Here is a 12425-nt window from a genome sequence, read left to right on the forward strand (position 1 = left end):
TATAACATAAAAAGCGTTTTCTAAATGATGTGAAAATCACTCACTCTATTCCGCATTTCGAGTAATCAATCCTTGCTTCTTTTTGACTGAAGAGATTCGTTCACATGATTGATACACCAGTAATGAAAGTGCTTTCATAATTGAATAATAATACCTCTCCAATCCCTTGTCAATAGTGATTTTGCAAAATATAAAACGTTTTAGGTATAAAAAAGAACCCAGATGCCTGGGTTCTTCCTCTCAAAAAATTCAACTTGCTAAAACGAATTACTTGCTCGCTTCACCACTCCACAATTTCACACGGTTTTGTACCAGTTCAGTGTATTGCTGTTCCATTTTCTCCGCACCGGCTTTATTCAGTTCGGCAATCATCCCATCATAGATGGAATCGAATTGATCAGGGGAACTGAGTATCGCTTCTGGAACCCGTTTACGGATAATATCTTGTGTTTTTTGGAAAATAACATTGTAGTCCGAGTCACCAGGCGTCGGCATATTGTACGCTGCTCCCCATAGTTTAACCGGAAATTCATCTTCACTAGGGAACAGATCTTTCCATGTTGTTGCGCCGTATGCTTTGAGTGTTTCTTTCTCCACATCGGAATAGGCCGCTACAATCTGTTCAGGGAAGTTCGTTGTATAATAGTTACCCGTTGAATCCTTCACACCATCTCCGTAGTGACCAGCCATATTGGTGTAGAGACCAATACCTGTTTCCTTTTGGAATACGGCCGCATTGTTTATTTTTTGATCCAGCACATCAGCAGGGATCACACGTTTGCCATCCTTCACTTCGTACTGTTTGCCTTCAATCCCCCAGTTCATCAGCACTTGGCCTTCTTCAGAAGCCAGGTAATCAAAGAATTTGATTGTACGAACCGGGTCCGGGTTCGTTGTTGTAATGCCTACACCCCAGCCGGATACAAAGCCAGGATCCTGATAGGAATGATCTTTGATGTCTTTGGACAATGTTACAGGGAAGTGAGAATAGGTCGCTTCATCCTTGCCGGCAGATTTCAAAGCATTCTCTGCATCAGAGTATCCCCAATCCTGGTCAATGACACCAAGTACACGTCCGCTTGCGATTTTGGATTTGTATTGATCTGTTTTTTGTACGAAGCTGTCCTGATCAAGCAATCCTTCGCTGTACATATGGTTCAACCAACGGAAATACTCTTTTTCCTCTGGACGTTTGTAGTGAAGCATGGCTTCATACGTCTCTGGATTGATGTAGTATTCACCGTCATCCGGAGCGCCTGTTGCCTGGAAGGCCGGATTCGTTACGGTAATCATGATTCTCCAGTCATCTGCGTCCAGGGATAACGGAATCGTTGGCTGACCATCAATCGTTGGATGTTTCTCCTTATATGCCTTCAACACATTTTCATAATCCTGGAGCGTACGAACCTCAGGGTATCCCAGCTCTTTCAATACACGATGCTGAATACCAAATCCGCCGCCTGCATCAAAGTACTTCTGATCTACCGCATAGTACGTCGGCAGTACATAAATGGCCTGATCTTCATTGCTGTATTTCAACCGGTCCATGTAATTACCATACAGCTTCTTCAGATTGGGAGCATATTGATCGATCAGGTCTGTCAGATCCAACATGGCTCCGGCATCCACGAGCTTGCTCAGCTCTCCTTTGGGTGACACGATATCGGGATAATCTCCACTCGCTGCCATTAAAGATACTTTATCCTGACCGCCGCTGACGGCAAATTCACCATTGAGGGTTACACCTGTTTTCTCCGTTAGTACTTGGCCTACCTCATCTTTCATGCCGTTCCAGTTCGGACTGGGATCCACGCTAAAAAAGCTGAATGTGATCGGAGACGTATCACCGCTTGTGTCCTTAAACGACGTTTCGCCGCTATTTCCTCCACCGCAGCCTGCAAGTAAGGACATCGCAAGCACTGGAGCCAGTGCAATCTTCATTTTGAACCTTGCCATAATGGTAATCCTCCCTGATTCATATGTCTGTCTTATCCGGGACTTTTTGTCCCTGTCTATAGCTTCATGGATACCGCTCCGCAGCCCTATACGGTGAAGCGCAGACCAATTGGCTGCGCTTCGGGCATCCTGATGCTTTTTTTAAATGTACGGTCGCTCTATGTGGCAACCTGTACAAACTTGTTTATGCCTTTACTGCACCCAATGTCATACCACCCACAAAATATTTTTGCAGGAATGGATACACAATCAGGATTGGAACCGTAACAACGATCGTGATCGCCATTTTGATGGATTCCGGTGAAATCTGTGTCATCTGCTGAGCCATATCATTGGCGTTACGTCCGGCACCCGAGCCTTGCTGCGTACTTTGCAGTACTTTCATCAGCTCGTACTGGAGTGTTGTCAGATGAGCCTTCGATCCATTATACAGATACGTATCAAACCAAGCATTCCACTGGCCAACTGCCAGGAACAACGCGATGGTTGCAAGTACCGGTTTACAGAGTGGCAAAATAATTTTGTAATAGATTTTAAAGTCGTTCGCACCATCCAGCTTCGCGGATTCCTGCAAGGCATACGGCAGGCCATCAATGAATGAACGGATGATGAATACGTTAAATGCACTGATCATACCTGGCAATACGTATACCCAGAATGTACCAATCAGATGCAGGTCACGCATCAGGATGTACACCGGAATCAGACCACCGGAGAAATACATCGTGAGTGCAAGTGTAGTGGATACAAATTTTCTCAGCTTGAAGTCCGGACGACTCAGTGTAAATGCGATCATCGAGGAACTGATCAAACCGAGCACAGTACCAACAATGGTACGCAGAATGGAAATCTGCAAACCTTGCAGCAATCCATCATATTGGAAGATGGTTTTGTAATTTTGCAATGTGAATTCGCGAGGCCACAAGTAAATTCCGCCACGGACGGTATCTGTCGAGTTATTGAGCGAGATAGCCAGTACGTTCAGGAATGGATACAGTGTTACAATCAGCACCAGGGTCATCGCGAGGATGTTGAATATATCGAACAGCTTATCGCCCCGAGTAGCATTGAATGCTTTGTTCGCCATAATGTCGTCCCCTCCCTACATGATGCTTTCTTTGGTGAATTTTTTGAACAATCCGTTCGCCGTAAACAGAAGGATAATACTGACAACGGAGTTGAATATGCCTATGGCCGTACCGTATGAGAATCGTCCCATATTCAAACCATAATTAAGCGCATATAGGTCCAGCACTTCCGAGTAGTCTAATACCAGACTGTTTTGCAGCAAGAACTGCTTCTCGAAACCGATACTGATCAGATGCCCGATCGACATGATGAAAAGTACGGAAATCGTGGTCCGTATGCCAGGCAGCGTAATGTGCCACATTTGTCTCCAACGGTTCGCTCCATCCACACGGGATGCTTCATAAAGCTCTTGGTCAATACCCGTAATGGCTGCGAGATAGATAATGGCATTCCAGCCCGTTTCTTTCCACATATCTGAAGCGGTTACAATGTACCAGAACAGGTTCCCCTTGGCCATGAATTGGATCGGCTGGTCGATAATGTTTAGGTTTACCAAAATGTCATTGATAATCCCTCCATCAGTGGAGAGCATCTTGGTAATAATCCCTGCCACAACGACCCAGGATACAAAGTGAGGCAGATAGGATACGGTTTGCACTGCACGCTTAAAGAACATGCCTCTCATCTCATTCAAGAGAATCGCAAAGAAAATAGGCACGATAAAACCGACAACCAGTCCCATCAAGCTCATTGCAAGCGTATTCCGAAGTACCAGATAGAAACGATCATCACTGAACAATTCTACAAAGTGTTTAAAACCAACCCACTGTTGATCGCCAAACGATCTGGCTGGTTTATAATTTTGGAAAGCCATCGTCCATCCCCATAGTGGCAGATAGTTAAATACAAAAACCCAAACTACGAATGGCAATGACATGAGATAAAGATACTTTTGCTGTTTCATGCTGTCCCAAATTCTGTTCCGCCGTTTCTGTGTTGGCGGCTTGGGGTCACTGCTTCTTTTCGCGGAAGCGGATTTTTTTGTTAGCGTTTCCATCTCCGTTCCCCCTCCTCTGTTTTATAAATTAATCATACCCGATAGAGCGTTTTCAAAATACCATCTGGATTTTAGAGAAAATCATATAAAAATTAGATATCTCCCCTTATAATCCGATATTATTTCTTCCGAATCAGTGATTTTGACGCCATCTCCTATTAATAATTGAAAATAAAAGGGAAATATATTCCAAAATGGGAATTTACGAAAACGTTTTATAGAAATCGGTTACTTTGTCAACAACAGCAAAAGAAAAAGGACCTCAGCGGTCCTTTGGTTCAGAGGGCAAAACGGATGGTGTTTAACTTCACAATGCCCAGCAGTTCGCCTACAGATATGGAATAATCGGGATGAAACTGATCTCCGAGCAGATATGAGATCATCTCTTGAAACAAGTAAGCTACCTCGGGTCGTTTCATTAATGATATATTCGTAAAGGGCAATGAGGATACGAGTAATTTTCCCTTTCCCACCTTTGCCTCAAAGGCATAGGTAAGACGCTTCCCTCGGTGAAAATGATCGATCACTTCAATGAGTGGCTGTACACCATCCAATGTATCCAGACATATGGCTGGTGTACCATTCACCAGATGGTACCAGTGCCAATCCGAAGCCCGATCATGCGGGAAGGAGCCGAGCAAAGGCATCGAATCCTGTAAATGCATGCCCATCGTAGCTCCCGGCTGAGTTGCAAACATGAGATAATTCCAGAATACAGGTAGATACTTGGTCTCCACCCGGTCATACAAATCGTTCGAGTTTGTATGAAGCCAGACATTGCCGCCATTGATCAGATAGTCGATTGCGTTCGGCGTAAGCGAATGTACAACGACCAGTTCTTGCTCTCGATTCTTCAATAATGCATTGCCATCCAGATGGTCAACCTGATCATGATTAGCTCCGAGGAGATAGGGTTGCAGCTCGTCAATGCTGTTCCAGATCCGATTGGAAGTGGTGTTCGTCTGATATAAAGGAAATGACCATCCATGCCACACATTGGTGGCAATGCACTCAGTATCCCCCGCTCTCAGCTCTGCTTCTATATAAAAGGAGGCTGCCCCTACTGGCGGAGCATGAGTCTTCAGTTTGCCTGCGTCGTGTATCTCGCCACAACTCAACTCCCCACAGCGCCATTCCCCTTCGTCCAGAATCACATCTTCGCTGACAAGCCGCCAATGAATACTCGCATCGCGTATCGCTGTCTGCCCATAGTGAGATATACGTGCTTCAATACATATGGACTCTCCAGCATAGAATGTGCGCTCGCTGCAACTCAACAGCACCACCACATTTGCATTGTATTGCCTGAATGCTGCAGGTTCAATAATGCCCTTGCTGTCCCAGAATACATCCAGAATACCTGTGGTTGCATGACCCTGCCCGGGAAAATCGCGAATATCCAGCAGCTGTACACCAGCAGCACCTCCAGTACGGCGTACACGTTCCATGGCTTCTTTTAATGAACGAACCAGATGTATTCCACTGGCCTGCTGGAAGTTCTCCAGATCTGCTGTCAGTCCCTTGCGTGACAACGATTCTTCAATCGGCTGCAACCAGCTCGGACGCAGAACCCCTGTATACTTATGTCGTTCCTGGGGACGAACATACATCGTAAACTGTGCGTGCTCATGTCCTACAACCGGACGATCCGCAAGTCGGGTTACAGCATGATAGTCCAGGGTCGTATCCGGTATAGCAGACAGCTCGGACTTGAGAGGCGGATGCCAGTTCAAGGATTGGATGTAATAGTCGGCTTCCCGCCCTTGAGCCGTAAGTTGACCAAAGCCTGTATTATCGGTATACAACCGTGTCGGGTCCAAACGCCTCGCCCGCTGTACCAATTCATTCAATTCAGGATGACCATTCGGACCAATGAGTTCATTGCCCATGGAGAACATGACAAAAGACGGATGTTTGTGCAGCGCCTGCAGTAGCCCTTCCAGTTCTTGTATCAGATAGGACAACACATTGGCAGGTGCGGACTGATCACGTTGCTCGAATAATCGCGACCAATGCGGCAGTTCTGCCTGTACCAGCATGCCCTCTTCGTCAGCAGCATCCCAGAAAGGTTCTGGCGCGCTCCATCCATGCAGACGTACATGGTTAAAACCATACGATTTGGCGATTCGAAACTGTTGAATATAATGCTCCTTATTCCAGACTGGGTACCCCGTGAGCGGAAAAATACAACAATCCACATAACCGCGCAAAAACACCGGTGTGTCGTTTAATTCAAACTGTTGTCCCTTAGCAGCAAAAGAACGCACACCAAATGTCTCTTCCATCCGGTCCAGCTCTTGCTCACCATTATGCAGACTCATCACTGCCCTGTACAATGCGGGGGATTCATCCGACCACAGTGCAATGTCCTTTCCTTTGCCTATCTCTAATTGCCAATCCTGTACTTTGCGGATTACTTCACTCATATCACCAGTGGCTTCAACAGATGCAGATACATTCTGATTGTCCAGTTTCACGTCACAGCTGGAGCGGGGAAGCCACCTTCCGGAAGGATGCTGAATATCCATATGCAATTGCAGTGTTTCACCTGACTGTTCTAAGGGAGCGCTTACAACACAATGAACGGATAATGTGCCTTTTAAACCCTCCGGCTGTAGTTGTACTCGTTCAATTCGGCGTGGAGGCAGACGGTCCAGAAATACTCCACCTGTAATACCGCCCCAAGTCGTAGCTGTGTGTAACGAATGAATATGACTGCCAGCCAAAGGATACTTCATCGTATTATCCACACGCAGGTCAATTCGATTCATATCCCCTTCCTTCATAAATGGGGTTATGTCCCATACCTGATGGGTCAAAAGACTATCCTGTTGTCCAGCATAACATCCATTGATCCAGAGGTCGGTCGTCCAGCGAACTCCCTTCAGTCTGAATACATATCGGCAGCCCGGATCACCAACCGGAATATGCACATCCAGGGTATACCACGCTGCACCCTCATACTCACGAACTTTCGTCCATGTATCGATCCTTTGATATTCAGGCTCGGCACCATATCCCTGTTCCTCCCATGAACCTGGGATCTGAATCTCTTTCCAGTTCATCTGTTCATCACACTGGGAAGGATGATATTGCTTAGGTAAGTACTCCAGAGCCTTCGAATCCAGGCGAAATTGCCATGTTCCATTCAAGTTAAACGTGTGACGGAGAGCATTTTTATCGGATATATTCACCTGCTGTCCCTCCTTATACGAATATAGGTACATTCAGTTTAAAATGTCAGGCAGGTGGACACCATTGCTTATAACAGGAAGTCGATGGACTATATCTGGATTTTAGGTTGTACGAATCTCTCAATTACGAAAACGTTTTATTTTTAGTGTTCAGGTTAGCTTCGTCCAATGGGGCAAATAAATCCCTGAATGATATAGAATTAGTCCCGATCAAATCATGATCATTACTCTTCCTTAACCTCTTTGGACTGTTCCTTGGATTGCTGCAACCTGGCATGCTCCTGGGCTTGTTTATAAGCCGATGGTGATTCACCTACGTACTTCTTGAATTTGCCGTGGAAGTAGTCCACGTTGGCATAACCCACTCTCGCGGCTACTTGGTGTACCTTTAATCCTTCGTCGAGCAGTTCCTTCGCCTTCTCCATCCGAACCTTGTCCAGAAACGCGTTGAAATACTCCCCGGTATGGTTTTTAAACAACTTGCCCAGATAACTGCTATTGTAGTTGAATACCTCAGCAAGTACCTCCAGTTTCAGATTCTCCCCAGGGTTTCGTCGAATGAATTCAATCATCTGTTTCAGTACCGTATCCTTGCTGCCGCCACCCATCCGTTGAATTAGCCTGTTCAGATGTTCAGCTGCCATGACTTTGAGATCCAGCAACGTTAATTGATGATATACCTCTGTAATAAGAACTGAATGTTCCTGCATAATGGATTGCATATGCTGATTGGATGCCGCCAGCTTGTTAATAGCCAGTGAAAATACTTGCGAGAACGCCGTCTTAATCGCCTGTTCTGTCTGATGATATGGAACGAAGCGTTCTTCCATCTCGGTAAGCACCCGCATTACGGAGTCATTGCTCCGGATATCTAGCGCATAATACAGCTTGTCCGCCAATTCTGCTTCATCCGGTTCATCACGTTCTTTGTCCCCCGTGTCAACCGATGATCCCATCACATCTAAGTCCTTCTCCCTTTCGTCCCACAACATAACGCGTTTTTCCGCGAACAGAAAACGTCCGCCCAATACACGGTTTGCCTGATTATAAGATTGGGCTACGTCTGCGATGGAGCTCACTGGTTTACCTGCTGCCGCATACATGTGAATAGTCCATTCTTCCAACAGTCCTTCAAGCTCTTCATAGAAATTCTGGGCAGATTGCACGGTTAGAATCGGTTCTTTGCATAGTAGACCCAGCCCGGAGTGAAACGAAAATACGATCCCCCGATCCTTCTGGTCAAAAGCTTCCGCCAGTTTGCGTTTCACTACACTTCCACGCTGTAAATCAGGTGCAGCATGCATCTCCATCAGCACAATTTGATACTCCGCCCAGTTCAACCCAAGTGCATTGGCTTCGACGGTTCCTGCACCTTCCAGACGATCAAACAGCAAAGCCTCAATCTGATGCTCACGATAGGCGGTATCCTCACCAGCATGGCGAGCCAAAGTCTCTCGTTCCCGTGTCAACATCGCAGCGATTCGTTCCAACTCACAGATGATTTCCTCTTCGTCCACCGGTTTGAGCAGATACCCATCCACTCCAAAACTGATGGCTTTCTTCGCATAATCAAAATCGGCATATCCACTGAGAATCAAAAAGTGCGAACCCGGATGATGATGTCGGACTTCTTCAATGACATCCAATCCGGTCATGCCGGGCATGCGAATATCAATAATTGTCAGATCCGGTTCCAGCTCCTCAAAGCGGGTGATAGCCTCACGCCCGCTGGCAGCTGTACCAACCACCTGGAAGCCATATTTTTCCCATTCAATAATGGTTGTCAGTCCTTCACGTATGCTCGGTTCATCATCTACCAAAAACACTTTATACACGCTGGTCCCCTCCTGCTGGCAAGGTAAAAGAAACCTCTGTTCCTTCCCCGTACACACTCGTAATCTGTAACCCGTATGGCTCACCGTAGGTCAACGTCAAGCGTTGATGTACATTACGCATGCCAATCCGGCCCTTCTCCTGTTCTTCCGGTCCACTGATGAACTGTCTCACTTCACTCAGACGTTCCGGCTCAATGCCTGCTCCATCGTCATCGACACGCACCTGGACCAGCTCTCCCTGAAAATGAATATTTATACTCACGTTGACCGTACCTTCTTTATTTTCCAAACCGTGCACGATGGCATTCTCCACCAAAGGCTGAATGATCAACGGAGGGATGTACATCTTTTCCACCTCCGGATCGATATGGATTTGGAAAGCAAGTCGGTCGCCGTAACGGAATTTCTGAATTTCCAGATAGGAACGTACCATCTCCAGTTCGGCCCTGAAGGTCGTTTTACCGCTGCCAATCTCAAGACTCTTGCGCATCAGCTTGCCCAAAAGCCTGACAATATTGGCAATCTCCGCTTCCCCTTTGATATGGGCCTTCATACGGATCGACTCCAGTGCGTTGAACAAAAAATGAGGATTGATCTGGCTTGCCATCATTTTCAGTTTAATCTCTTTCTGCGCGATTTCCAATTGATTGTTCTGTTCGGTCGCTTCCACCACTTGAGTCATCAGTTCGTTAATACTTTTCACCATGTAATTAAACTGCCTCGACAGCTGCCCGATCTCATCATTTCCGTCAATACGGGAGGTGACATTCAGGTCACCCAGCGCAAGCTTGTTCAGATGTTTACTGAGACGCAGCAATCGGTTCGATGTGAGAAATGAAATAATGTATACCAGCAGCAATGCAATGACCAGCACAAGTGTAATGAAAAGCATGCCGATCAAACTAATGGTATTGGCATCTTTGACAATATTTTTGGTAGCAAACACCGAAATGATCTTCAGGCTGTTCATGCTTGATCCAGGACCCAACTCATCAATGACAATGTTGGAAGGCTCCCCCTGAAAATCAGCTTCAATGGTCCCTTTTGCCTGATTTTGCAAATCCACGCCAAAATTCAATTCATTCAGCGTTTTACCCACCAGATCCGTATTTTTGGCCGCAACCACATAACCCTGCTCGTCCGTAATCAACGTCTCGAATGGCTCCTGACGTAACAGTCCATTCAGCTCTTCCTGATTGATCACAATCATCAGCACGCCCTCGGACCGATATTCGGCAAAAGGTACTTTGCGGACCAGACTGAGCTTATGCACAGGATTATCCCCCTTGTCCGGGATGTAAAACCAGCCAATGCTGGTTGTGGTGAGTGCCTTCTGGTACCAATAGCTCTCTTTGGTCTGTTCGTCCACCGGAATGAATTCAAGATTGTTGATCAGCGTCGGATTGGTCGAGTAAAATCGGATACCTGCGACCTCACGGTACAGACGCTTGTATTCCTGAAAATCTTTGTAGGCGAGGTAGGCTGAGGTCAGCTCCACAACGCTTTGATATCGTTTATTCACGATTTCCTTCAGCTCATTGTTGAACATCAGAATATTGGAAATATCCGTTGGCACACGGAGCAGTGTGGCGGTCTGGCTCTTGATTCTGTCCACGTTATTGATCGTCTGGCCAATCGCGTTATCGAGCGCCTGCTTGCGAAAGTATCCAGTCACGGCAAGTCCGATAATCAGTACAGGAATCATGACGACAAGTACATAGGATATGAGCAATTTATGCTTTATTTTGAGGTTGTTGGATGTTCGTATCAGCCTTTTAAACATATCTGCACCTTCCGTCTCTTATAAGCGCTTACATATAGGGAGCAGGATATTCTGTTCCTGTGCTTCCAATTTATCATACCACATAACAGCAAAAGCCCTGCAAGAGGGCTCCAAAAAAAGGCTGTATGCTGAATGGCAGAAGGACAGAACAAACATAAAACCTGTATAGCTATTTCTAATGTAAGAAGGGAAAAAACAGTTTGCTCAGCGGCTGCGTGCTGAACGGAACCCATGTCCTTTGGCACGCCATGCTACAATCAGAGCCACAAGTGATAGGAGCAGAATGGCCCAGCTAAAGGAAGTTGTCCCCCATTGATTTAAAAGCACACCTCCCGCCAATCCACCAATAGCTATAGCGAGGTTCCACACGGTCGTATTAATCGGCATAACGATGTCCACACCCTGCTCTCCGGCAGCTTGGGCAAGTGCAGTCTGCAACAGTGTAGCCGCGCCACCAAATGTCAGACCCCACAGTGCAACCGAACCAAAGACAACGACAGCATGCTCACTCCAAAGACCCAATACAAGTGAGATCAGTGCAAAGCCCGAAAGACTTATAAGAACCAGCATACGCAACCACCGATCAATAAGGATACCTGTAATCCAAATGCCCACCAATGCCATCAGGCCAAATATAAGTAACATGAGTCCAACCTTTGATTCCAGACCGACATCAGCGAGGAAAGGAGCAATATAGGTGTACAGAATATTATGAGCTAGCATCCAAGCCAAAACGACAGCCAAAATGGAAATTACACCAGAGGTGAACAGCACCTGTATTGCAGAGACGCGCTTATCAGCTGACTGCCCTGGATAATCGGGGACTTTCCAGATCACCCAGAAAATTAGTACAAATGCCAGCAATGACATCAGCCAGAATACTGAGCGCCAGCCCATAAAGGAACCCAGCAGCGTACCTGCCGGAACACCGAAAGATAAAGCAATCGGTGTTCCAATCATAGCCACAGCCATGCCCCTGCCCTTGAGATGTTCAGGCACCATGCGCAGTGCATAACTGCCAATCAGGCCCCAGGAGACACCGGCAGCGACACCTGCGAAAAAGCGAGCGGCAAGTGTCAGTACATAGTTGGACGAGAGGGCTGTAATGGTGTTGAAAACAAGAAAGCCGATAATCGACAAAAGTAAAAGCGGACGTCTTCGCCAGTCCCCTGTCATCACTGCCACAGGTATGGCGGCAACCAGCGACCCAACAGCATAAAAGGTGACAAGTTGCCCAGCCCCTGCCACAGAGACCTGCAGCCCTTCTTTGATTTGCGGCAGCAATCCCGCAGGAAGAGTTTCGGTCATAATAGCAATGAAACCTGCCATGGCCAAAGCCAGCAGCCCTAACCACGGAAAACGATGAGAAGGCTAGGTGAGCTTGCTGCTTCCACGAATGTCGCCATGCTGACCACCGTATTCGATACCTTTATGCAAGGTATTTCTACACAAGCTCGTGACGGCGTTCCTTTTACAACAATTGATCAGGCTATCACCGAAATGATGGGCATCTGGGACCTTGCTCAACATCCAGCCTGACCTGTTTACTGACTGTTACCTACTGACTGTTA

At 46.6% G+C, this 12425-nt stretch carries 8 protein-coding genes; 1 reads left to right on the plus strand and 7 read right to left on the minus strand.

What is annotated here, in order from left to right:
* Positions 1-267: 267 nt before the first annotated feature.
* The 7 genes from JNUCC31_RS10055 to JNUCC31_RS10085 form a co-directional block, all read right to left on the minus strand.
* Positions 268-1956 carry an ABC transporter substrate-binding protein gene (locus JNUCC31_RS10055; protein ID WP_192270867.1) on the minus strand — a complete coding sequence of 563 codons (1689 nt, stop codon included), beginning with the start codon at positions 1954-1956 and terminating at the stop codon, positions 268-270.
* 184 nt (positions 1957-2140) lie between these two features.
* Positions 2141-3043: a carbohydrate ABC transporter permease gene (locus JNUCC31_RS10060; RefSeq protein ID WP_192270869.1), complete on the minus strand. Its 903-nt coding sequence runs from the start codon at positions 3041-3043 to the stop codon at positions 2141-2143.
* A gap of 15 nt (positions 3044-3058) precedes the next feature.
* Positions 3059-4042, minus strand: a complete 984-nt coding sequence (locus JNUCC31_RS10065; protein ID WP_192270871.1) for an ABC transporter permease — start codon at positions 4040-4042, stop codon at positions 3059-3061.
* 278 nt (positions 4043-4320) lie between these two features.
* The gene (locus JNUCC31_RS10070) at positions 4321-7236 is read right to left on the minus strand and encodes a glycoside hydrolase family 2 protein (protein WP_192270872.1); all 2916 of its coding nucleotides are present in this window, start codon (positions 7234-7236) and stop codon (positions 4321-4323) included.
* 224 nt (positions 7237-7460) lie between these two features.
* Entirely contained in the window at positions 7461-9071 is a 1611-nt protein-coding gene (locus tag JNUCC31_RS10075; RefSeq protein WP_192270873.1) for a response regulator transcription factor, read from the minus strand.
* The gene (locus JNUCC31_RS10080; protein ID WP_192270874.1) at positions 9064-10854 is read right to left on the minus strand and encodes a sensor histidine kinase; all 1791 of its coding nucleotides are present in this window, start codon (positions 10852-10854) and stop codon (positions 9064-9066) included. Before JNUCC31_RS10080 ends, JNUCC31_RS10075 begins: the two co-directional genes overlap by 8 nt.
* Before the next feature lie 204 nt (positions 10855-11058).
* Complete coding sequence (locus JNUCC31_RS10085; RefSeq protein WP_192270876.1) at positions 11059-12183, minus strand: MFS transporter; 1125 nt, start codon at positions 12181-12183, stop codon at positions 11059-11061.
* 33 nt (positions 12184-12216) lie between these two features.
* On the opposite strand from JNUCC31_RS10085, the gene JNUCC31_RS10090 reads away from it, so the two are divergent.
* Positions 12217-12393, plus strand: coding sequence for a hypothetical protein (locus tag JNUCC31_RS10090; protein WP_192270877.1), 177 nt, complete (start codon positions 12217-12219; stop codon positions 12391-12393).
* Positions 12394-12425: the final 32 nt, after the last annotated feature.

Origin of the sequence: Paenibacillus sp. JNUCC-31 (assembly GCF_014844075.1) — a bacterium.
Classification (GTDB): Bacteria; Bacillota; Bacilli; order Paenibacillales; family Paenibacillaceae; genus Paenibacillus.